Annotated in this window: 21 protein-coding genes and 1 pseudogene; 13 read left to right on the top strand and 9 right to left on the bottom strand. The window is 43.1% G+C overall.

The window, feature by feature from the left end; genetic code table 11:
• Positions 1 to 42: 42 nt before the first annotated feature.
• Entirely contained in the window at positions 43 to 1,959 is a 1,917-nt protein-coding gene (locus F6K51_RS10880; protein ID WP_293020233.1) for a serine/threonine-protein kinase, read from the top strand.
• Here F6K51_RS10880 and F6K51_RS10885 read toward each other — a convergent pair.
• From F6K51_RS10885 to F6K51_RS10895, 3 genes are all read right to left on the bottom strand, one after another.
• Positions 1,952 to 2,872: a pyridoxamine 5'-phosphate oxidase family protein gene (locus F6K51_RS10885; protein WP_293020235.1), complete on the bottom strand. Its 921-nt coding sequence runs from the start codon at positions 2,870 to 2,872 to the stop codon at positions 1,952 to 1,954. The two genes, F6K51_RS10880 and F6K51_RS10885, sit on opposite strands and share 8 nt — an antisense overlap.
• A gap of 384 nt (positions 2,873 to 3,256) precedes the next feature.
• Positions 3,257 to 4,057 (bottom strand): ABC transporter permease, encoded by an 801-nt coding sequence (locus F6K51_RS10890; RefSeq protein WP_293020297.1) that lies wholly within the window; start codon positions 4,055 to 4,057, stop codon positions 3,257 to 3,259.
• A 211-nt stretch (positions 4,058 to 4,268) separates the two neighbouring features.
• A complete protein-coding gene (locus tag F6K51_RS10895) occupies positions 4,269 to 5,297 on the bottom strand; it encodes an ABC transporter ATP-binding protein (protein ID WP_293020236.1) in 1,029 nt (342 codons plus the stop codon).
• A gap of 139 nt (positions 5,298 to 5,436) precedes the next feature.
• Here F6K51_RS10895 and F6K51_RS10900 point away from each other — a divergent pair.
• The 5 genes and pseudogenes from F6K51_RS10900 to F6K51_RS10920 all read left to right on the top strand — a co-directional run bounded on the left by F6K51_RS10900 (position 5,437) and on the right by F6K51_RS10920 (position 8,898).
• A pseudogene (locus F6K51_RS10900) lies at positions 5,437 to 6,081 on the top strand (DUF1565 domain-containing protein).
• Positions 6,062 to 6,409 carry a hypothetical protein gene (locus tag F6K51_RS10905; protein ID WP_293020238.1) on the top strand — a complete coding sequence of 116 codons (348 nt, stop codon included), beginning with the start codon at positions 6,062 to 6,064 and terminating at the stop codon, positions 6,407 to 6,409. Before F6K51_RS10900 ends, F6K51_RS10905 begins: the two are co-directional and overlap by 20 nt.
• A 77-nt stretch (positions 6,410 to 6,486) precedes the next feature.
• Positions 6,487 to 6,921: an S-layer homology domain-containing protein gene (locus F6K51_RS10910; RefSeq protein ID WP_293020240.1), complete on the top strand. Its 435-nt coding sequence runs from the start codon at positions 6,487 to 6,489 to the stop codon at positions 6,919 to 6,921.
• A 332-nt stretch (positions 6,922 to 7,253) separates the two neighbouring features.
• Positions 7,254 to 8,066, top strand: coding sequence for a hypothetical protein (locus F6K51_RS10915; RefSeq protein ID WP_293020242.1), 813 nt, complete (start codon positions 7,254 to 7,256; stop codon positions 8,064 to 8,066).
• Between the two features lie 325 nt (positions 8,067 to 8,391).
• Positions 8,392 to 8,898: a hypothetical protein gene (locus F6K51_RS10920; protein ID WP_293020244.1), complete on the top strand. Its 507-nt coding sequence runs from the start codon at positions 8,392 to 8,394 to the stop codon at positions 8,896 to 8,898.
• Between the two features lie 297 nt (positions 8,899 to 9,195).
• Here F6K51_RS10920 and F6K51_RS10925 read toward each other — a convergent pair whose 3' ends face one another.
• Both F6K51_RS10925 and F6K51_RS10930 read right to left on the bottom strand, forming a co-directional pair.
• A complete protein-coding gene (locus tag F6K51_RS10925) occupies positions 9,196 to 9,717 on the bottom strand; it encodes a phycobiliprotein lyase (protein WP_293020246.1) in 522 nt (173 codons plus the stop codon).
• Between the two features lie 121 nt (positions 9,718 to 9,838).
• On the bottom strand, positions 9,839 to 10,510 hold the full coding sequence (locus F6K51_RS10930) for a HEAT repeat domain-containing protein (protein ID WP_293020247.1): 672 nt from the start codon (positions 10,508 to 10,510) through the stop codon (positions 9,839 to 9,841).
• Positions 10,511 to 10,864: 354 nt separating this feature from the next.
• Here F6K51_RS10930 and F6K51_RS10935 point away from each other — a divergent pair, with 354 nt between their 5' ends.
• Positions 10,865 to 13,297: a GAF domain-containing protein gene (locus tag F6K51_RS10935; protein ID WP_293020248.1), complete on the top strand. Its 2,433-nt coding sequence runs from the start codon at positions 10,865 to 10,867 to the stop codon at positions 13,295 to 13,297.
• 121 nt (positions 13,298 to 13,418) lie between these two features.
• Here the strand turns inward: F6K51_RS10935 and psbN are convergent, their stop codons facing one another.
• Entirely contained in the window at positions 13,419 to 13,550 is a 132-nt protein-coding gene (gene psbN, locus F6K51_RS10940; RefSeq protein WP_008180512.1) for a photosystem II reaction center protein PsbN, read from the bottom strand.
• A 1,404-nt stretch (positions 13,551 to 14,954) separates the two neighbouring features.
• Between psbN and psbH the strand changes: the two genes are divergently transcribed.
• Both psbH and F6K51_RS10950 read left to right on the top strand, forming a co-directional pair.
• Positions 14,955 to 15,158, top strand: coding sequence for a photosystem II reaction center protein PsbH (psbH, locus tag F6K51_RS10945; RefSeq protein ID WP_293020251.1), 204 nt, complete (start codon positions 14,955 to 14,957; stop codon positions 15,156 to 15,158).
• A gap of 306 nt (positions 15,159 to 15,464) precedes the next feature.
• Positions 15,465 to 15,767: a TatA/E family twin arginine-targeting protein translocase gene (locus F6K51_RS10950; RefSeq protein ID WP_075899160.1), complete on the top strand. Its 303-nt coding sequence runs from the start codon at positions 15,465 to 15,467 to the stop codon at positions 15,765 to 15,767.
• A 273-nt stretch (positions 15,768 to 16,040) separates the two neighbouring features.
• On the opposite strand, the gene F6K51_RS10955 is transcribed toward F6K51_RS10950, so the two are convergent.
• Positions 16,041 to 16,769: a response regulator transcription factor gene (locus F6K51_RS10955; RefSeq protein WP_075899162.1), complete on the bottom strand. Its 729-nt coding sequence runs from the start codon at positions 16,767 to 16,769 to the stop codon at positions 16,041 to 16,043.
• A gap of 226 nt (positions 16,770 to 16,995) precedes the next feature.
• Here F6K51_RS10955 and F6K51_RS10960 point away from each other — a divergent pair, with 226 nt between their 5' ends.
• Together F6K51_RS10960 and F6K51_RS10965 are read left to right on the top strand one after the other, a co-directional pair.
• Entirely contained in the window at positions 16,996 to 17,190 is a 195-nt protein-coding gene (locus F6K51_RS10960) for a hypothetical protein (RefSeq protein WP_293020254.1), read from the top strand.
• Between the two features lie 120 nt (positions 17,191 to 17,310).
• Positions 17,311 to 17,937: a CPP1-like family protein gene (locus F6K51_RS10965; RefSeq protein WP_293020256.1), complete on the top strand. Its 627-nt coding sequence runs from the start codon at positions 17,311 to 17,313 to the stop codon at positions 17,935 to 17,937.
• Positions 17,938 to 18,647: 710 nt separating this feature from the next.
• On the opposite strand, the gene F6K51_RS10970 is transcribed toward F6K51_RS10965, so the two are convergent.
• Positions 18,648 to 19,346: an HAD family hydrolase gene (locus tag F6K51_RS10970; RefSeq protein ID WP_293020258.1), complete on the bottom strand. Its 699-nt coding sequence runs from the start codon at positions 19,344 to 19,346 to the stop codon at positions 18,648 to 18,650.
• Between the two features lie 155 nt (positions 19,347 to 19,501).
• Between F6K51_RS10970 and F6K51_RS10975 the strand changes: the two genes are divergently transcribed.
• Positions 19,502 to 19,795 (top strand): hypothetical protein, encoded by a 294-nt coding sequence (locus tag F6K51_RS10975; RefSeq protein ID WP_293020260.1) that lies wholly within the window; start codon positions 19,502 to 19,504, stop codon positions 19,793 to 19,795.
• 99 nt (positions 19,796 to 19,894) lie between these two features.
• Here F6K51_RS10975 and F6K51_RS10980 read toward each other — a convergent pair whose 3' ends face one another.
• Entirely contained in the window at positions 19,895 to 21,310 is a 1,416-nt protein-coding gene (locus F6K51_RS10980; protein ID WP_293020262.1) for an NYN domain-containing protein, read from the bottom strand.
• 504 nt (positions 21,311 to 21,814) lie between these two features.
• Between F6K51_RS10980 and F6K51_RS10985 the strand changes: the two genes are divergently transcribed.
• A complete protein-coding gene (locus tag F6K51_RS10985; RefSeq protein WP_293020264.1) occupies positions 21,815 to 23,320 on the top strand; it encodes a UbiD family decarboxylase in 1,506 nt (501 codons plus the stop codon).
• The last annotated feature ends 185 nt before the right edge of the window (positions 23,321 to 23,505 follow it).

Below are 23,505 nucleotides of genomic sequence, written 5' to 3' on the forward strand. Positions count from 1 at the left end.
AAAGCGTATACATTTTATAACTGATGCACAAACCTACATTCAATGAGCGAATTTCCTGATTTTTCTAACTATGGCTACCAAGTCAAAAAACGATTAGGTCAGAACTATCACAGTGGTCGAGTAACTTATCAAGCCATCCATCTTCAAACTAAGCAAAAAGTTGTAATTAAGCTATTTCAATTTGCTCAATCTAACAGTAGCTGGCATGGTTACCAATCTATTGAAAGTGAGATTAAGGTACTAAAACAGTTACACCATCCTAGGATTCCTCGGTATCTTGACTCCTTTGCTCCTGAGGGTGGTGTTTGTTTGGTACAGGAGTACAAAAACGCTCAACCTTTGTCTGCATACCCAAGCTTTACACCAGAGCAAATTCAGCAAATTGCAGTTCAAATTCTCGAAATTTTGGATTATATCCAACATTTTTATAATCCGATAATTCACCGAGACATTAAACCAGAAAATGTTTTGTTAGATTACAAAATGCGGGTTTACTTAATTGATTTTGGTTTAGCTAAAATTGCCTATGGTTCAATTTATGGAAGTACTACGATGGCTGGCACAGCTGGATTTATGCCACCAGAAAAATTATATAATCAACCCCTCAATAAAGCATCAGATATTTATAGTTTAGGAGTGACACTTATTTGTTTGGTTACGGGAATTAAAACGGCTGAAATTAGTAATTTAATTGATTTAAGCAATCATCGTCTAAAATTCAGGCATTTAGCTTCAGGTTATAGCAAAGAATTTCTTGACTACCTAGACAAGATGGTAGAACCTGACCCTAAAAAGCGTCTTGCCAATCTAGAACGTATTTTTAAATCGGTTCCATCCCCACAGCCAATTCAAAGAAAAGTACTAGCCGAGTTTAGCAACAATCTCAAAGTAAATAACCTGAATAAACGACTAAGTTATGCTATAGTTACTGTAATCACTTTAGGGTTAGGTCTTACCTATGGATTAAACCAAATTGAGCAACTAGTAGTAAGTAAAATCCAACAGCATTTGATAAATGGAGACTATGAAAAATGTATTAACTTAGCTCAAGACGTTCCGGAGTTTTTGAGCATCAATGAAAAATCGATATGCCTCTTAAATGACTGTTCTGTAGCACAACTAAATAAAGCAACTAAACTAGTAGATAACTCTCGACTTATATATAAAGCAATTACTGAAGCAAAAAAAATACCTGCTGAGAGTAATAGTTACGAAGAAGCACAAACGTTAATTACTCAATGGAAAGAATGGCAAAGTGATCAAAATTTAATTAAAAAAGCTCAACAAGACCTAAAAAAACGTAAATGGCAACAAGCCAAAGCAATGGCAGCACAGGTTAAGGCTGAACGTTTCCAGCACCAAGCAATCCAAATTATTAAAACTGCTGAAACAAAACTAAAATATGCTGAATTAGAAAGACTAGCTGCTGAATTAGAAATACAAGGAGAAAAGCTGATCATCAAGGCAAATCACTATGCTAATCAGCGACAGTATAGTCAAGCAATATCCATCGCCAAACGGATTCATAACGCTACGCCATCTTATCAAGAAGCACAACGATTAATTGCTGAATGGCAAAACGAAATACCTCAAGTTTTTATAAATTATTGGTCATCCCCAAAAGTTAATGGCGCTCGCTTCGTTGTCGAGAAACTAGAAAAGTGGAAAAATGGCCAATTAAAAATTTATTTTAAAGCTTATAATTACACTAATAAAGATAGCAGATTTTCCGATTTTATCGCCGTTGATAATTTAGGAAATACTTATAGAGGTTATTCAGGCTCTAGTTGGGATGGAACAGTGATGCCTTCTAGGATACCAACTAAAGGTTCTATCACCTTAAAACAACCACTAGATCCTAATGCCTCAGTGATTACACTTAGTTTTCGTCGTGTTTATACTTATAATCCACTAATTAGACTAATCACTCTCAAAACAAAAGGAATCAGAGTTAAGTAGTAAGACTCTCCTTCTTAACAGCAGGATTAGCGGGAGAATACTCTCCAAAGCGCCAGCGTATAGGGCTAGCATTAGTTGTCTCTAAGACCTGCTCAATATGAAACTCCACTAACCGTTGCGCTCCTGGAACGGTAGTGAATTGTGACTGATCCCAAATCACCTCGGCTGTTCCGGTCAGTTGTAAGGTATTGCCTCGCTCAAAATCGATGAACAGCAGACCAGCACGGGGATTCACTGTCAGGTTACCTAGGGTTTGAAACATATTATTGCCAGCATAATCGGGAAACACTAGCTGATGATCACTGATCACCTGGATAAATCCCGGATATCCACCCCGATGAGAGGCATCTGCGCCAGTTTCTGGATTGAAACTGGCAATGAAAAAGGTATCAGATTGGGTAATCCAGTCTTGCTCGGTTGTGGTCAAAGCCTCAAAGCTGCGAATTTCAGGCTGCGTTGACTCAGGGATATCAGTCTCTAGATGACGCAGCTGGATGTATTTGGGACAGTTGAAAAATACCTCAGTGGTCTGCATCACAATCTGCCCTTTGCCTTCTACTCTACCCAAGCCATTCATCCGCAAGCGTTTACGGGTAGTTAGGTCAATCACCAGAAGTCCCAGTACTCCATTTTTCGCCAAGTTTTCGTACAACGGATCCCCATCGATAGGGATACAGTTAATCTCGACAGTTTGATTATCTAAAACTCGGACAAAACCAGGTTTACCAGTCAGCAGTGATGCCCAAACCAAGCCATTGGTATCCACACTACTAGCGATCGCTAATTGTTGGGTTGTCAGGAGCATCTGAGCAGCAGTTTTGATCACGGGAGTAATCATCGAGCTGAGTTTCTCAGCTTCTTCGGTTACCCCAGCCCGAGTTTGAACAGCAATCTCTCCAGTGTGAAAGCTCATAATCTACTCCTTTGGGGATCGTGACACAGAAAACAGCAGTTTTCTTATACACAGAATTTCTGTATATGTCTGTATCTAAAATATAAAACTGTCCAGATTTGGGCTAAAGAAGACTATCACCGAGCACCGGACAGGATACAACCAGTCAGGGGTGTTAGGTCAATAGTTGCCTATCCCTGAAGTTTCTATAATTTCAGACTACTGGGAAGACAAGAGCAAAATGTCTCAGTTTTTGTCTCAGTTTTTTCTGGTGTTGTTTAACTGACAATGACTAGCCTCAGTTCGATGTCATAAATTGCTGTAAAAAATTGTCAGGTTTTGAGGAAAGCATTCAGCTATCAGCTATCAGCTATCAGTTATCAGATATCAGCATATGCTTACATACTAAGAACGCTCAAATCTCAATGCATCAATAGACTGAGCAGTTAGAAAAATACCGATAAAGATATAACTCAAAAACAGAATTATACTACTAGTATCCAAAACACCCTGAATCAGATTTTTATAATTTTCCAGCAACGATAAATGACCTAAGGCTTCCCCAAGGGGTCCACTAACATTTTTAGCAATCAAATCAATCACCCAAAGTCCTAAAACCAGAGCAAAGGTGAGGATTGCTGACAAAATTGAGCTATCAGTTAGGGAAGAAATGAACATCCCCAGAGAAAGCACCGATGCTGCCAGTAAAATTAATCCGACGTGGGCTAGTAACGGTAGCACAGGTTGAACCGGGGGGTCTGTAGCACTAAATGCGATCGCTTCATAGGCAAGTAAGGGTAGCACCATAAAGCTATAAAATGTTACCACTCCCAAGAGTTTACCTACGGCTACAGCCCAATTCGTTAGTGGAGAAGTGGCCAAAAGCTCCAAAGTCCTGCGTTTGCGTTCCTCAGCATAGAGTCCCATGGACAGAATTGGTAACACAAATAACGACAGTGAACCCATCACTTCCAAGAATTGACGCAAAAATACATAGGCAACATCCACTGGTGGTATCGGTAAACCCAATTGTTCTGCCGTTGCAACTTGGTTAATAATACCCTCTTGATCCAAAAGAATTTCTACAAAAAAGGAGCCAGACAGCCACCAAAATACACCGGCGATAACATAAGCGAATGGTGAAGCAAAATAGCCCTGTAATTCTTTCCTAAAAATTGCTAATATATTCCAAATTATAATCATTATTTATTTTATTAAAAAGGGTGCTTTTTGGGGTTTAAGGTTTAAAATTGAAGGTTTAAGGTTTAAGGTTTAAGGTTAGTTAGTTTAAGGTTTAAGGTTAACTCTTAGTTAGTTTGAAGGTTGAATGTTAGTTAGGTAAGGATTAGTTATTCAGGATTAGTTATTTTAAGGTTACTTAGTTAAAGGTTTTCAAAATAACTTTCATCCTTCATCGTTAATCCTTCATCGTTAATCCTTCATCAGATTCCTGAGACTCCTGTAAATCAGACTCCTCTAAATCAGGATCGGGTTCAGGCAGTGGTTTTTCGGTGGTAGTCAGTTTCAAAAAGACATCTTCCAGGGTAGCGCGAGTCCGTCGCATTTCGTATATCCCTACACCAGCTCCCACGGTCACAGCTGCAATATCCCGTGCGGGTTCTGCTCCCGGTGCTGATACGATGTGGAATAAAGAGCGTCCGCCAGGTAAATTTTGATCATTAACCAGTTCCACCAGGCAAACTCCTGGTATAACTTGTAATAATTTCTGTAACTCCTGTGCATCACCATCTATTTCTAACTCATAACCTGATCCCCCGGTTAACTCCGCCAGTAACTTGTCTGGACTATCTGTTGCTACAATTTTGCCTTCATTGATAATGGCTACCCGGCTACAGGTCATACTCACTTCTGGTAGAATGTGGGTAGATAGGATAATAGTATGGTCACCAGCAAGGCTCTTAATTAAGTTACGGACATCAATAATTTGCCGAGGATCAAGACCCACTGTAGGTTCATCTAAAATAATGGCCGGTGGGTCATGTACAATCGCCTGAGCGATACCCACCCGTTGACGGAAGCCCTTAGAAAGCTTGCGGATCAGTAGCTTGGCCTTGCTCGTTATGTTACAGCGCTCCATGGCAGTTTTGACCTTAGTAGTGCGATCGCCTGCAGCAACACCTTTAATACGGGCAACAAAGTGCAAAAATCCTTCAACGGTCATGTCCGGATACAGTGGCGGAAATTCCGGTAAATAACCAATTCGGCGTCGTACTGCCATAGAATTTTCATGAACATCATAATTAGCAATTCGGGCAGTACCATGGGTTGCTGGTAAATAGCCTGCCAAAATTCGCATGGTAGTGGTTTTCCCTGCACCATTCGGTCCAAGGAACCCTAGGATTTCTCCTGGTTCAACCCTGAAAGTAACATTCTCTATCGCTGGGGTGGTGCCATAGATTTTGCTTAGATGCTCTACTTCTATCATATTTTTAAGTATTACGTGTTAAGTATTAGCTGTTAAGTATTAGGTATTAAATCTTAAGTATTAAATCTTAAGTGTTAAATCTTACGTGTTAAATCTTACGTGTTAAGTATTATGTGTTAATTGCCATTTACTGACTAATATGGTTAAATCTACTATTTACGTTAACCCAGTCACTGGTAAGGATAGCGATACTGGTGATAGTGTTCCGTTTAAAACCTTGACTAAGGCACTTTCTATTGCCACTGCTGGAACTACCATTCACTTAGCAGCTGGTACCTATAATGCTGCTAGGGTCTAAGTTTTTCCCCTCGTTATTCCTAAGGGAGTGATGGTTCTTGGCAATGAACCGACCAAGGGTAAGAATATTGTGATTTCCGGCAGTGGGAACTATGTCAGCCCGACGTTTAATCGTCAAAATATTACCATCCGTTTAGATTCCAAGGCTCAATTAAGAGGAGTAACGGTTACTAATCCGGGCAAATTGGGGACAGCGGTCTGGATTGAATCTACCTCACCGATTATTGCCAATAATACCTTTACTCGCTGTGGTCGTGAAGGGATATTTGTTACTGGCACAGCCAAACCCATGATTCTGGATAATGTATTGTACGCTAACGCTTCCAGTGGCATCTTTCTGGTGCGTAATGCCAAAGGGGAAGTGCGAGGCAATGTTTGTCAAAAGACTGGTTATGGGATTGCCATCAGCGACTTGCCCCCAGCAAAATCTGACCAGAGTTCAAGGTCTGGTATCCCTAGTCAAGGGTTTGGGGTTAACAGGTGGTGAGTCTAGGGAACTCGGGTTTTATCGCGATCGCGTTCAGATTCCCAGCTATGCTACCCAAGCGGTAGCGACAGCAACTCAAAGACGAATGGTAGTGAATTATCCCCAACCCAATCAGCTCAATCCCATGAGGCCGATTACCCGTGGTGAGGTGGTAGCATTGATTTACCAGGCATTGGTAGCAACAGGCTCTGCAGATGCGATTGGCCGTAGGCCACGCGGGGCGCGATCGCATCTCCTTATATTGTTAACCCTAACCCTTACATTACCTCCTTCAGCGATATACCTGGACACTGGGCAGAAGATTTTATTCGCCGCCTCGGTAGTCTAAACCTGATTAGTGGCTTTGCCGATGGCAGCTTTCAAGCAGATGCCCCTCTAACTCGGGCTGAGTACGCTGCCCTACTGGTGAAAGTGTTTGACCCCAATCCGATCCGTCCAGCTACCCAATTTATTGATGTCCCCCTGAATTTCTGGGCATTACCAGCTATCAACCAATCCTATCGTGGTGGCTTTCTCTCGGGATACCCCGACCAAACCTTCCATCCTCAGCAGACCTTGCGGCGTGTTGATTTGATTGCCTCTCTAGTCAATGGGCTGTCTTTAGCCAAAACTGTAGACAAGTCAGTGAAAGAGTCTTCTGACATTTCCAAAATTTACGAAGATTGGAAGGATATTCCTGCTTATGCTACCGAAGCAGTTGCGTACGCTACCATCGCCAAAATTGTCGTTAACCACCCCAACCCGACCCTGTTGCATCCCAAGCGGGAAGCAAAGCGAGCTGATGCGATTGGCCGTAGGCCACGCGGGGCGCGTTCGCATTTATCTATCAGGCCTTGGTGAAAACAGGACGTGTCACTGAGTTCAACTCACCGTATAGTGTTGTCATGAGTCCTGAGTCCTGATTTCAGTGACCAACCAACTCACTACCAAAACTAGTTGCAGGTTGTAGGTTACAGGTTGCAGGTTGCAGGTTGCAGGTTACAGGTTACAGGTTGCAGGTTGCAGGTTACAGGTTGCAGGTTGCAGGTTGCAGGTTGTAGGTTGCAGGTTGCAGGATATAGGTTATATTACCAAGCGACGTTGCCAGAAGCCGCTGTGGCTCCATAATTTGCCACATGTGCGACCTTTCCACCTGGAATCGTACCACCTTCCCACCTTGAACCCTTTTACCCATGACCAATGACTCAGATTTAGCCATTGCCTATGCCCTTGCCTTGCTCAGTCACTATGGGTTTGAGCTCAGGGGTTACACTGTAGAAGAATTAGTCAATCTATGGCTTGAGAACTATCCTGCCAATTGGGTGCGTCTAGCGGTGATTGAGGCACTTTATCAAGGGCGTTACAAAGCGATATCTGTAGAGCAAATTTTGGCAGTCTGGTTACGACGAGGACAGCCTATATATCGCTTTAATCATGAGTTTGAGCGGATGGTTTGTCGTAAATTTCCCCAAAATTTAACCGCTCCGGTCGATAGTAGATCCACAACCGAGAGCTTAGAACTAAGTTTACAGTGGGTAGACAATGTTGCTGAAACCTCTCTAGGTACTAGTTCCGATGAAATTACACCAGAGCAAGGGATGCTTGAGTCAAAGACACTCCAAGCACCACCAACAGGCCAACAGGAAACTTCCCCCCCAGCCAATACCATATCATCCAAAATACCTGAAAAATCAGTCAAGCCCAGAGAAAGCTTCCCAAAGCCTCTGAGCAAAGCCCGTGCTAGTCCTAGCTACAATGTAGATTGGTCAAGTTATGAGCTTAACAAAAAGCCAATTCACCAATTTCATCCACCACCAGACTCTTCAGATGTCTACCTTAAGCTGAAGGCAGTTGTCCAGCACCAAGACTCTGGTACAGTCACAGCTACCGTAGTCGATAAGCAGGTCAGTGATTCAGCTTCGAGTGCCTTGGAAGATCAGGAGGTCGAAAGTAGCTCAGAGGTAGAGAGTCCTTACCAGGCCACTGTTAACCTGGATCAAAGTTAACCATCCCACGATTAATCCCCGTGGGATGATTGGCCGTAGGCCACGCTACGCGAACGGATCTAATCATACCAAATCCTCCCTGATCCCCCTATGGCATACCCCATTGTGATTCAATTATTTTTTATAAACTTTCATCAAACTATCAAGTAATATTCATTAAAATTTCATATATTAGGTAGATATCTAGCAATTAATTTATATAATTAATTCCAATATAAAGTCCTTTATTCACAAAAAAAAAATTATATATTATTATCTAGCTATTAATTTATATAATTAATTCCGATATAAAGTTCTTTATTCACAGTAAATCTAGGTAAATTGGATGCATGAAAAAAGTTTTTGTTTTCCCCTATTTTCTGGTTTAATAGCCGGACTAATTTTTGGAATACAGCTGACTTTATTTGTACAAATAATTTTTGAAAACTACTCTGCCCGAGCCTGTGCCAAAATTCCCGATGGCAAATTTGCTGTTTTTGTACCAACAAGTTATTTATTGAATAAAATAAATCTTAAACGAGTCGTTATATCTAACAAATGGGCTTACAATTACAATTGTAAGCTATTTAAATCCAAGCATGATTATATTAAAAATTCTAAGGTCATTAAGTCGGATTCATTTATAAAAGATAACTATGCCCCAACCGGTTATATACAGGTGCCATCAGAGAGATATATGCTCAGGAAAGTGTGGCGAGGTACCCTGATTGGCTATTTTTCTGAATATGAGGCAAATTTAGTCAGGAACAAAGTCCTGGAAAGTGCTTACAGTAAAGAACCAAAACCTATCGATAAGCCTTTTGTAGTCAATAACATAAATACTAATAATTGAGACTGTAAGCATTCAGCGGTCAGCGGTCAGCGGTCAGCGGTCAGCGGTCAGCGGTCAGCGGTCAGCGGTCAGCGGTCAGCCGTCAGCCCTGAGACATTCGCGTAGCCTGGCCAACGGCCAAGGCTAACGCTACTGTTCGCGCAGCGTGCGCGTAGCGCAATCGGTGCTTATTTTATTCAAAAGTATCTCAAGTAGCCTGGCCACAGGCCCAAAGCTGATAGCACCTCAAGTAGCGCATTAGCTGATACGCGACACGCTGATACGCGACACGCTGATAGCTGACTCAATGCTTAACTTTCACGTAACACCAAGACGAATTTCTGTGGCCAGAGAAGCCATGGTTAATTGCCCCCCCTGCTGGAGAACGTTAGTGCGTAACCGAAAGTTAGGGCTAGCAAACCAAAAACGTTCTTCAGCATATAGAGTTTTCCCCTCTGTAATCATTGTTAAAACATCATCCTGGCCGATACTGTAACGACATTTTAAGGAAGTTCCTTCAACATCACCATTAGTCCGCAATAGCTTGCCAATGTCAGGATTTTCTGGGTTGGGAACAGGTACAACAACAGTCGAACCAGTTTGCTTTTTCTGTTCTCCTACTACTGTACCGTCCCAAATCACTTTTACACCAAATATAGCCATACCAGGCTCTATTTGGTATTGTTTACAGAGTTTGATCACCTCTGGGGCATCACCAGATAGCATTTCCATAGTGATGTTGGACTTACCATTTTTAATGGGTTGAGAAGTAATATGATTACTAGTACGTTGAGAAAACCATCTGCCAGCACTCTGCTCAAAAAACTCTTTAATATCCATTGGCTAAGATTGTAAAAATTTGTGGTAGATCGTGGTGGATCAGTGATGTTGGTAATTTCAATCAAGTGGTTCACTATTGATTCTATCGTGCTATGGTTAGCCGAATTACCAGGATGCTACGCTAGCTTGAGGCTTCAGACAAACGCAATAGAGCCATTTGAGCGGCTTCAGATACTTGAGGATGGCTGTCTTTTGCCAAATAGTTTAATGCCGAGATACTTTTGTCCTGACCCAGTTGACCGAGGGCTTCTGCTAAACGTTGACGCACTATCCAATCCTCTGACTGGGCAAAGCGTAGAATATCGTCTATAGCTTCTGTAGCTTTAATTTCCCCTAAAGCAGCAATAGCAGCTTGTTGGACTAGTACTTCCTGACTATCTAAGGCCTTGGTCAGCACATCACGAGCACGGGGATCTTGGAGATTACCTAGGGACACAGCAGCACTAAAACGTACCAACCATTCAGTATCTTCGTAGAACGCCCTAACTAGAGGTTCAAAGGCTTTGGGGTCACCTAGATATCCCAAAGCCCCAGCAGCAGCAGCACGAATTCCGTAATCTGGGTCAGTTGCCATGAATTTGACCAAAATTGGGTAGCATTCTTCCGTAGGCTTCACTCCCAGGGCGAATATAGCCATAGAGCGAACTGGTAAATTGGGATCATCAAGTACCTTTTTAATTAGGGGCACGGCATCACTGGCTTGAACAGCCCGTAGTGATGCCAGAGCCATCAAGCGATCGCGCATGTTGGGGCTTTCCAGCTGAGCCGAAAGTTGTTCTAAATTAGAGGGCATCGTAGTTTGTTGGGGTTTGGTTGACAATTAACCTCAGCGGAGTATGAGCATCGGTTGTGATCGGTTGAGAATCTACCCAGCTGTCTGGTAAAGTAATCGCTCTGACCTGCTTGCTAGATCAATCTTTATACACAATTGTCGCTCTGAGTCATGGTTTTGGGAATGCTATGGCTGTATCTATGGAAATTTTTTAGTCAACTAGCTATGGCAAATCAATTCAACTTTCGGCATCTGAGTACAGGGAAGAATAGAAAACAGGCTGATGTGAGAAATACAACAACCCAAGTCACTTCTGCCACAGTTGCTGATGGTAACTGTTGAATTGAGAGCTGATCGTTCGATTTTGAGACATCAATGATGAGATTAGAGCAGTTCCAGATTCTACGTGAGCTTACAGTCGATGAGGCAGCCTTTGAGCAGCTTCAAGAAATTTTATTAGCTCAGGAAACCAAATACCAAAAGGCACAAGAGCAAATTCACTTTCAGGCTTGTTTATTAGATAACTTACCGAGTGGGATTATTGCCATAGATATGGATGGAAAAATTATCCATTGGAATAGTTATGCCTGCAAGCTATATCAATGGCAAGCCCAAGATGTTATTGGGTCGCAGCTATCCGAGATCATGTTTCCCCCTAGAAGTGATGCTCCCATCAAAGAAATTTTTGCTCAATTGTCCCACTTAGAGGTTTGGCAGGGTGAGTTGCTCATTCAACGCCAAGACGGTAGCCGATTGGCTAGCGATTTTACCATTAGTGTCCTGCAAGATCAGGTAGGGAAACAGATTGGTTTTGTAGCAACTGTCGTTGATGCTAAAGAGGGCAAACAGGCAGAGATTGACCGTAGGTCACGCTACGCGATTGGCCATAGGCCACGCTACGCGAACGCACTGTCTAACCAGGTGGCTCAAGATAAGCTGAGGCAGGCAATGGGTGATTCCCTTCGGGAAAACTTTGCAGCCCGCATTCGTAAGTCTTTAGATGTGGAGACAATTCTAAATACCACAGTTAATGAAGTTCGTCGATTGTTACAAGCAGATCGGGTAGCGGTTTATCGCTTCGAGTCGGATTGGAGAGGTAGATTTACAGTAGAGTCTGTAGAATCACCCTGGCAGCCGATTACAGGTAGGGAAATGTATAATCCCCACTTCTGGGAAACCCATGCTAATCAGTACCGGTATGGTCCAATCCAAGCCATTGAAGATATCTATTCTGATTCTGGGGGCTTGTCCTCCTATGAAGTTAATTGCCTAGCTCAGCTTCAAGTCGTTGCTAACTTGGTAGTTCCGATTATCTGTCACCCTCAACTAGACCAAAACCAACCTAAAGACTCACCTCTGTGGGGACTATTGGTTGCCCATCAGTGTAGTAGACCACGACAGTGGCAGCTTTGGGAAAGAAATTTGTGGAAATCAGTAGCAGACCATGTAGGAATTGCGATTCAGCAGGCTCAAATTTATCAGGAAAACCAACTCAAAGCTCAACGGGAAGCAACGCTCAATAAGTTTACTCAAAAGATTCGTAGCTCTCTTGATTTAGAGCAGATTTTTACCACAGCCACTCAAGAAATCAGTCAGCTGTTGGACGTTGACCTAGTAGAAATTCAAGAATATCTGCCACAGCGGCAGGTTTGGTTAACCGTATCTCAATCCAGTAAACAAGCTAACTTGAGTAGCCCTTTGGGTGCTGAAACTCCCGATGTGGACAATGAGATTAGTCGCAAGATCAAAAATCTGGAAGTGGTGCGTATTAACAATAGCTGCAACTTAAACCTTCAGGACAGTTGCCATCAGTTACTTGTACCACTAAGGTTTCAAAACCGCCTCTGGGGAAAATTGTGCCTGATCAATATTCATAGTGACTACCAATGGTCTGATGGCGCAGTGACTTTGGTGCAGTCGATGGCTGAGCAACTTGCGATCGCAATTCAGCAAGGCCAGCTTTATCAGCGGCTGGCTAACCTCAACACCGACTTAGAACGGCAAGTACTCGAGCGCACCCAACAACTACGAGAGAGAATCAAGGAACTACAGAGACTAAACATCCTCAAAGATGATTTCTTAAGTACCGTTTCTCATGAACTGCGCACACCTCTATCCAATATGAAAATGGCAATACAGATGCTCAAAATTGCTCCAGAGAGTCAACGACGACAGCGCTATACAGAGATTTTAGAATCTGAGTGTTACAGAGAAATTGAACTAATCAACGATTTACTCGACTTGCAGCGTTTAGAAACCGCCTCTTATCAGGTTTCGCGAACAGTAGTAGACTTGAAAATCTGGTTACGCCGAATCATTGATTCCTTTTGCTCCCGTATCCAGGCACAACAGCAAATTCTGAAGTTGACTCTGTCAGATAATTTGCCATCGGTTTTGATTGACAAGACCAGCTTCGGGCGAATTGTGACAGAACTGTTCAACAATGCTTGTAAATATACTCCAGGCAACAGGCAGATTATTCTTGAGTTTTTTTACCAAAACAATCGGGATCTGATCCCATCAGATACCGTACCCAAGGTAATATTTAAGATCAGCAATCAAGCCGAGATTGCTGATACGGAATTACCCCACATCTTCGATAAGTTCTATCGCATTCCTAATGCTGATCCTTGGAAGCGAGGTGGTACAGGATTAGGTCTGGCTTTGGTGAAGCAGCTAGTCAAGCAGCTCGACGGCATCATTCAGGTAGAAAGCTCTCAGAGATGGACTACATTTACCGTGCAAATTCCGGCTCCTCAAGGCTCCGAACTCAATGAACACGAAAACAGTTTGACGATCAAGTTTTAATCTACCTTCTATGCTTAAGGGACTGCTTTGTCTTTTGCCTAAGGGTAGCGGTTAACTGATAGTTGAGTTGTGCTACCCTAATCACTTGTGACTTTCCCGGTTTTAATGGAAAACTATTATATTAGTCTTCATGTTCTTCAAACTGATCGACTAATTCCGCTGAAGGGGGTCCAAAAGCGGTGTAAATGGATATACCAGTGATACCGATTACAAAAACAAGGATAACAATGCTAAGGACTATTGCGGGTTCCATGGCTCAAATCAAATATAAGTGTGTCTGTTGATGCAGTGGCTTGTGGGGGAAACCCCATTGAGGCTACTGCATCGTTATATGAGTCTGTTTTCTTTTTGACATTCTGCTCTCTAAAATCTCGACAAACCTATACATTTAGTTCTCTCTAGATCGAGAGCATGGCAGGGGATACCCCGACCTGTGCTTGGACGATCACGCCAAAGGCGAGCTAAACGGGATCTATTGTCAGAAGTAGATTCAGAGTCAATTGTAGCTTTTTTTGATGTTGTGTTAACAAATTTTAATTTTATTGCTTTTTTTTAAGAATACCACAGAATATTAATACTGTTAAGATACATTTCCAAAACTATAACTACTAGACAAACTTAGACAGTAGTTGACAAAATTTATTTTTTGTCAACTACTGTCTAAGTTTGTCAACTACTAATCTTCAAAAAGATTAGTTGTTGTGAACGGCAGGCTTGAAAAATATCAGGTACTGTGTTAACAGTGTGTTAATTTTCTTGGGAAAAGGTGAGTTGGCGCCTCATCACGGGGTATGTAGCCCAAAATCCGGAAAATTTTCACGACCTTTACCTCACCAGGTACTTAGGCAAAAACCACGCTTTGATAGTCCTGGCAGTTAATCATGTCTATTGGATGTGCCACTGCCGCAAACTCTCTCAAACAATTTCCGAGTCTGGATTGATTGAATTCAAGCGACTTGTGCAACATTTAACCTGTACAAACCTACTCACAAGCAGATAGGACGATGGTATAGCATTAGTTTTAACTAATGGTTGTTGCCGACAAAGCAATGCCAAAAGCATTGCGCTAATTTTATTAATGGAGGCTCTGCTGCCTACTCTCAAACCGCACTGTAACTTCACTCAGTCCATTATTTTACGTCGCTTAACTTACGACCAGCTGTCTTCGCTTTTAGTTCTTCGTTGGGCGGCAGTGTTCCGAAGTTAAACAAGTTACTAACTTATTTCATTATAAAACAGTGGATAATGTTTCACAAGGTTTAGATAGCTATAAGGCTAATAGTTGCACCTCGAGTATAAATGTCTTTGGTTTAGTGCCTCCTTAGTGTAAGCTGAAATCAAAACATCCGCTCGTCGTGATAGCCCCTTATTTCTAAGGAGGGGTTCAAACGCGAAGTGAACGCACCCCGCGTCTCCTATGGAGAACGGGTTTTGACCCGACGTGTCTATAATCTTAAGAAGGTATGGGAGCTTTGACACTCCCGCACCGGTAGGATTCTGTTTAAATTTCTAAGTAGATCCTATCTGACTTGAAGCGAAGTGGCACGGTTTCAAGCTGCAACTTCGGCACCTTGTAGAATCCCCCGTGCGAGCAATCCCTCGCACGGGGGAGATGTCAATAACATAAATCTCAATTAACATAAATCTCAATTTACCCATGGCACAAAAAACTCGGCTAGGAGATATTCTCAAACCCCTTAACTCGGAATATGGCAAAGTTGCCCCAGGTTGGGGCACTACCCCTGTAATGGGAGTCTTTATGGGGCTATTTTTCGTCTTTTTGCTGATTATTTTGCAGATTTACAACAAATCAATCATCATTCAAGGTTTCAATGTTGATTGGACAAGCCTAGGGCAGTAGTCTACTCCATGGCTTAACTGCTAATCATTAACATTTCAAATATTTCAGCTCCCTCCCGGCTTGTCCGGGTTTTTTAATGCTGTTGACAGCAATGGATAGGCTAGGAAGTCCCTGGGATGACTACCTAACTTAGTTAAACTGGCTGAGTTAAACTGGCTGAGTTAAACTGGCTGAGTTAAACTGGCTGAGTTCAACGGAACAGCGGTCAATTTGGGTCAAATGTGGAATACTAAGAACAGCAAACTAGTAACAGCAAACCAGTAAAAGCAAACCAGCACTTGACAAATCCCAGGAGGTTATATAATAATGAACGTTTTTGGTATGGGTTTACCGGAAATGGTGTTGATTATGGTCATTGCCCTATTAGTATTTGGCCCTAAGAAGTTGCCAGAAATTGGTCGTAGTTTGGGTAAAGCCATTAGAGGCTTTCAAGATGCTTCCAAGGAGTTTGAAAATCAGTTTAAGCTAGAGGCACAACAAATAGAGCAAGGGCTGAACACCCCTACCCCAAGTGAATCTGAGAAAACTGCCACCAAAGAAGTTGCTACAGCAGAAGTTGCTACAGCAGAATCAAACAATCATGCTACGACGTCTTCTCAACAAAGCTAATCCCAGGGAAGTCGAGCCACTTCAGCAAGAGGCTAGACCCAAGCAGGCATGATGACTAGTACTGCTCCGGGGAATTAAAAATTATGGTATTAACAATTCTTGCATGCTTATTACATAAGCGTTTTGCTATTTTTGAATCGTATATTTATTTCCGCCGTGCTGTACTAGATGACTCTTGAACTGTAAGCCAGTAGCTCATTGGTCGATTGCCTTGGCAACCATTGACGCTCCACGAGCAAGGGGTTTGAGTAGTCGTGGAGTGTCAACAATGAGTTAGCTACTGGATTTACCATTTTTCTCATTCTTCTTACTAGAAGGTGCCTCAAACTTGTAGCCAACACCTCGAACTGTCTGAATTAAGGAAGGGTCACTGGAATTAACCTCAATTTTACGGCGAATTTGACCGATATGGACATCAACTACTCGCTGATCTCCCACATAATCGTACTCCCAGACTTCCTGGATTAACTCAGAACGGCGCAAGACTCGACCTGGATGACAGGCCAGAAAATGGAGTAGATCAAATTCCAGAGCAGTTAGAGGGATAAGTATTTCGTTGATAGTTACCTCCCTGCGCCCTGGATCGATCACTAAATGGTCGAAGACGAGGCGTTCTGCTTCAGTAGCAGTAACAGCCCGCTTCCGTTTCAAAATTGCTCTAACTCGATTTTCCAGCTCTTGTAAATCAAAGGGCTTGGTGATGTAGTCATCAGCACCTTGTTGAAATCCTTGATTTTTGTCAGCAGCATCCGACCGACTGGTGAGCAAGAGGACAAAGACATCAGTGCGGGTCTGCATTTGCTGACACAGGTTGTAGCCAAGGGCGTCAGGCAAATTCACATCTAGAATGACTAAATCTGGATTAAATTGCTCAAATGTGGCAAGAGCCGTCTTGCCATCTTGAGCAGCCTGCATTTGAAAATTCTTTTGACTTAAGAAGCGTAGAATTAAATTTCGGATTGCCGGATCGTCATCTACGACAAGAATCTTGGCGGCGGTCATAACTTTCCACGGAAAACGGGATCACAAATTTAAGACGCAGAGTGTTTTGACACCAACGGTGCTGTTGGGCATTGTAGACAATTATCCTCAGATTATTAGGCAATGCCAATAGTTGGTAAATCGCATAGGCAGATCAGTTATTTTCAAAATTCCCCCACAGTAGGACTTCCCGAACCAAGGGAAAAAGTCTTTTTTTCTGGTTCTAAAGAGCAAAAAACCCATAGCCTTGATGGGTCTATATGGATTTACTAACGGTTCTAACATCATTCAGGAATTCTCCGGTGATTTGGTCACAAAACAGCAGATGCACCGGCATTGTGTTGACTTCACTTCGGGACTGCTGCTTGAAGATCAAGCTACACTAGCACCCAGGGGCATTGGCACCACCCTCAACCAAAACGACTCTGTGACCAGTGGTTAGCCAGAGCAAGGTTGAGAGTTTCTCGTGCCTAACCTTAACATATACATAACTAGTTTAAAGTTGCTGTCATACTAGTGAAAAGAAGGGATGTGAAAACAAGGGATGTCTCGGAGGTCTTGAATGAGTGATAACAATCCCTATGATCAGCTTGGGGTTACGGAAGAAGCGTCCTTTGATGAAATTCAGGATGCCAAAGGTCGCCTGATGCAAAAGCATCGTGGTAACCAAAAGCTTTTAGATACCGTAGAGGCGGCCTACGATGCCATTATTATGGATCGACTTAGGATGCGCCAGGAAGGAAAGATTAAAGTTCCTGATCGCATTCGTTTCCCAGAGAAGGTTTCTCAAGCTCCACCGAGTTTTCCCCAAACACCAGTTAATAACTCTCCTGAGTGGCTGAAACGGTTGTGGGATACTCCGACAAGAGAAGACATCATCTGGCCGAGTGCAGTGTTCTTAATCTTAAGCAGTGCTACTGTCCTTTACACCTCATCGGCAAACTCGATTTTGCCGTTGGTGATGGCTATAGGCTTCGGATTCACGATCTATTTCCTAAATCGGAAAGAACAACAATTTGGTCGTGCGGTGTTGCTAACCCTGGCAGGTCTGTTTTTAGGTGTGGGATTGGGTAGTTTGCTGGGGAATTCTCTGGGAAGCCAATTCACCAACCTAGACTTGACAACAGAAAAACTGGCTACATTGGTGACATTTGTATTGCTATGGCTGATTAGTTGTTTCTTACGTTGAAAATAGGCATGGGGGATTGGGGATCAGGACGTGCCTCCAAAAGCACGTTCCTTGTCTAGCTAGGGTGCTTTTCCCCTTGATGTGATATCTGCCAAACTTCTCTACCCTTGCTTGGGTTTGCCTGGTGGAAACCACGCCAGTCGCTCATGGGGAGCGACTGCATCATGGCCATAAAAAGCAATTTTTATGAAAATTGCTTTTTTAAATAACCACAAACCTTGTAAGCCAAGACTTTAGCGCGATTATTTTATAAAAATTTTTCATAGCCACAGGCTAGAGAGCCAATTTTTTTAACTATGTTAAGAAACTTAAAGTTGCTCAAACCCTTTTTGTGGCGTTTCGTCAGTCTTTGAATGAATAGGAGTAGAGTGGGCATCCTGCCCGCCCCAAAAGATCAAGAACAGGCAAGATGCCTATTCCACAGGTGCGACCCAAGGGCGCGAGGGATTGCTCGCGCCCTTGGAGGCGCGCACCTACTCTTAAAATCATTCCATTATTAAGCAACGCCCTTTTTGTTCCCTAATCCGAAGTTCCCTTGTCTGCACAGCTAGTTAGTGATATAATTACCTAAATTTCGAGACAATCTAACCAGGATAGCCATAGCTTTTTTGACATAAAAAATGACTTGAACTTTAACAGTTCATTTCATCCTACCCTGACCGAGGGTCAGGCGTAGGGCGCGCTCTAGCCGGATCAGCTAAAATCGCAAATCATACGGCTTGTAGCAGTGCTGTGTCTAGAACTAAATCTACCGCTTCAGTGAGATTATTGACGATAAAATCTGGTTCGTAGAGATTGAGCTGGGTGCGATCGCGTATTCCAGATAAAACTCCAATTGCTTTAATACCGTGGGTTTTGGCAGCCACTATATCCGCTTCTGTATCGCCAATCATCCAGACATCAGACTGAGCTGGGAGTTTTTTGAGGGCTTTTGCCATTAGCAAAGGTTTATCCTTAGTGTCACCGGTCTTAACATAGTCGTTGCTCAGGCAATACCGTCGGTTAGGGGGAAAAAATTTATCCAGGTCTAAGCGACTGAACGCTTCATCAAGCTCCCGCACCCGACGCATGGTCATGACGGCTAAATCTACACCTGCTTCTTGTAATTTTTCCAGGGCATCTATAGCTCCGGGAACCGGTTGATCATGAACCAAGTAGGGCAGAGTGTGTACAGTTTGACGGCGCAGCTGAGCAAATGCTTCAGCTTGGCTGGGATCGAGACCTGAACGAATTCCAATAATTATCTCGGGAACACGCCCCCTCTTACACTGCCAAAACTCCGCCTTGGACATGGGCAGGATTGGCTGGTTAGGGCGTTGGATTTCTTTGAGACAAAACTGGTAAACCCGATAGTAACGCTCCGACACATTCATGATCGGACCGTCAAAGTCTGTAAATACTCTAATCATTATCTAACAAAATGTAATATTTATTTACATTATTATCTCATCCCGTGAGTATTTATCACTAAAATTACGAATTTGTAACATTTCCAATGTCTTAGAACTTACCCATTACTCCTGACAATGGTAGGTTTTTGAGATTTGGGTCGGGAAATGGGGAAATGGGGAGATGGGGAGATGGGGAAATGGGGAGATGGGGAGATGGTGAGAATTCTCTGTCTGTTGCACCTTATGCCGTCACGAATCGGGGAAACGGGGCATCTTGCTGTGGAACGGGCATTTTGCTGTGGAACGGGCATCTTGCTGTGGAACGGGCATCTTGCTGTGGAACGGGCATCTTGCCCGTTATCAATATTTTCACCGCAGGCAGGATGCCCACCCCACTTATTCATATTGATCCGAAGATACTGATCTTGTGGGGCAGGCAGGATGCCCACCCCACTCATTCATATTGATCCAAAGATTCAGCAATGCCAGATTTTTTACCGATTCCCGACTCCCGATTCCCCACTCCCGATTCCCGATTCCCGATTCCCTGACAATTGCCGCGAATTCTACTGTTCAATAACTAGTGCATTCAACCCGTCTAACCTTAAAGCAACTTGATAAGCTTTACCAACTTTCTTTAGTTTAAACGCTCCCAAGGATTGCAAAAATTTGGGGAATGTACCTTTGAAATTTAAGTCTCTCATCAACTGAGTAATGGGTCGAGAGTATTGTTTTTTAAATTCAGTAGCTATATGAGCGATCGGAACATAAGGTTCTTTATAGTTTGTCTTCAAATCCTTGAGGAGTTTAACTAGTATCTCTTCCAAATCTGATTTAGATTCAATTTTAGATAAAGGCTTAACAGTAGGTTTTAACTGAATAGTATTCAAAGAAGAGGTCTTTTTAATGAAAGAAATTGGCTTGTCAAATAGAGTTATATAAAAATTTGAAGTCCCAGGTATGTGATGAGTCACAAACTCCTTAGGGTAATCACTAAAAATATCGGTTGTTAGTTTTCCAGGCAAGCGCAGAGACACAACTTGATTGAGGGTAAGCTGATACTTAGCCTCAAATAGATAAGATAGTCTAGACAGGTTTATCCAAGCATTGGAAGTGCGTTTTTGTTCAGCTTTGAGGATGTCTTTGAGTTGATTAATAAATTCCTCAAGGGTGGGAATTTCTGGTACAGAAACCAGAGAATGGGCTTGAGTTTCACGAGTCTTGTTATTTAAAACAATGATCTTATCGTTTTGCTTACGCACCAAATAGACTGTTAGTCCATGGGTTTGTAGGGTGGTGCAAAGATGAGTCATTACCCCATCAGAGGAACAGACTAAGACTTCCTTGGCGGTTGGGTAATGGACAAAGATAGAAGACCCAACGCTAGCCATCTTGAAATCAGCGCTGTCCTTTCCTGGTGGGACGTGAATTAGCTCATAGCCACGAGTATGAAGTTCAGTGTCATACTTACCCATAGCACGCCAATTGGCAAAAGCAATCTTGATTTGAACCGGGTAGGAAGAAATTTGAGCTAGGAACTTTTCGGTTTCAGTATTGAGCCGTAAATTTTCGGCATCTAGGAGTAAGATGGCAATTCCTGTCTCTAGCTTTGGCAAAGGGGAAACCCATGTTGGGGTTTTATTATTAGTAGAGACAGCTAAGTTATGGGAATTATTCCCTGGCTTGGGTCCGATAGAGTGACGAAGTTTTTGGGTCAGTTCTCTAAAGCTGGGGGAGTTGAAATAACTAGGAATGAACAGAACTTGCAGTAATTTCCTGACTTTGATAATTCGTCGGGGCCAATCTTGCTCTTGGCTGAGTTCTGATTTCAAATTGGCCAGGAAAGCAGATTGATGACGGGGCTTATCCCAAGCGATTTTTCGGTATTTTTCCTTGAGTAATTCGGACTGCTGCTGCTGAAGCTCAAGGATGGCTTGGTAGAGGTAAAGGCTAATTTCGTTGATCGCGGCAGAGTCATTCACGAATGGTTTCTGGTAGAGAGGGTGAGTAATTTTGGGCAGAATACAAAAGCAGATCTATGAACCCAGTATATGTGAAATAGCAAAGAGAGTAGGGAGTAGGGAGTAGGGAGTAGGGAGTAGGGAGTACGGAACAAAAATTCCCACAATTCCTACACGGATCCCTCAAGGATCAGCAGTGGGTAGTGGAAAAACACGAGTTCCCTAGAACTCAAGTGCTGGTAGATTGAAGGAGCTTCGAGCCAGAAGCCAGGAGTCAGAATCCTTGATAACGGAAATATTTTCCGATCACTTGGTTTGTTGACGGGGTTAAATTTGCTATTATAGCGCTTCTGTTGAGTAATCAGGTATACAGAATTTTTCCCCTGTTCCCTATTCCCTGTTCCCTATTCCCTGTTCCCTACTCCCTACTCCCTACTCCCTACTCCCAATTAACCCAAGACTAAACTCCCTCAGCCAATTGTGAACTGGTATAGTAAGAGTAACTCAGCTTTACAAATTGTAATCATGGCCAGAGACCTAAGGGGATTTATCCAAGAGCTAGAACAGAAGGGACAATTGCGGCGGATTAAGGCTTTAGTTGACCCAGATTTGGAAATTGCTGAGATATCAAACCGGATGCTACAAGCGGGTGGACCTGGGTTGCTGTTTGAGAATGTAAAAGGGTCATCCTTTCCGGTTGCGATTAATTTAATGGGAACAGAAGAACGGGTTTGCTGGGCGATGAACCGGTCAAGCCCAGAAGATTTGGAAACTCTGGGCAAGAAGCTAGGGATGCTGCAACAACCAAAGCCACCTAAGAAAATTTCCCAGGCGGTGGATTTTGGCAAAATTTTGTTTGATGTGGTGAAAGCTAAACCAGGGCGAGACTTTTTCCCTCCTTGTCACCAGGTGGTGGTGCAGGAAAATGATTTGGATTTGAATAGATTACCCCTGATTCGCCCTTATCCCGGTGATGCTGGCAAGATTATTACCTTAGGATTGGTGATTACCAAGGATTGTGAGACTGGTATTCCTAATGTGGGGGTTTATCGGCTACAACTGCAGTCTAAGACTACGATGACTGTGCATTGGCTCTCGGTCAGGGGTGGAGCACGACATTTGCGCAAGGCGGTGGAGAGAGGACAGAAATTAGAAATTGCGATCGCACTCGGTGTTGACCCCCTGATTATTCTGGCCGCTGCTACTCCCATACCGGTTGACCTGTCGGAATGGCTCTTTGCTGGACTCTATGGTGGGTCTGGGGTTAACCTAGCCAAATGTAAAACCTTAGATTTAGAAGTACCAGCGGATTCGGAGTTTGTCCTGGAAGGCACGATTACTCCAGGGGAAATGTTGCCAGATGGTCCCTTTGGTGACCACATGGGCTATTACGGTGGAGTGGAGGATTCCCCCTTGATTCGCTTCCACTGTATGACTCACCGCAAGGATCCGATTTATTTAACTACCTTTAGTGGGCGTCCACCGAAAGAAGAAGCAATGATGGCGATCGCACTCAATCGGATTTATACCCCGATCCTGCGGCAACAAGTCTCAGAAATTGTGGATTTCTTCTTGCCCATGGAAGCTCTGAGTTACAAAGCGGCCATTATTTCGATTAAGAAAGCCTATCCAGGACAAGCGCGACGGGCTGCTTTGGCGTTTTGGAGTGCGTTGCCTCAATTTACTTACACCAAGTTTGTGATTGTGGTGGATGAGACTATTAATATTCGGGACCCCCGTCAAGTGGTGTGGGCGATTAGTTCTAAAGTTGACCCGGTGCGGGATGTCTTTATTTTGCCTAATACTCCCTTTGATAGTTTGGATTTTGCTAGTGAAAAGATTGGCTTAGGGGGACGGATGGGTATTGATGCTACTACTAAGATTCCACCGGAAACCGAACATGAATGGGGTGCAACGTTGGAGTCAGATGGGGATGTAGCAGCGATGGTAGATAGGCGTTGGGCTGAGTATGGGTTAGGAGATTTGGATTTGAAAGATGTTGATCCCAATTTGTTTGGTTACCAGATGTAATTTATAGGTCAGCGGTCAGCGGTCTGTGGTTAGCTAACCCATTAAGTATAGGTAGTTTACCCAGAAAGCTTTAACTCACCACTAATCAGACAAGGTAAAATACCAGGTCAAAATCTGGATTAGCTCACCCTCTACAGTTGAGGGGATCATGGGAACAGGGAATAATGGGAGCAATGGGTAAGTCC

Source organism: Moorena sp. SIO3I8 (assembly GCF_010692325.1).
Lineage (GTDB): Bacteria > Cyanobacteriota > Cyanobacteriia > Cyanobacteriales > Coleofasciculaceae > Moorena.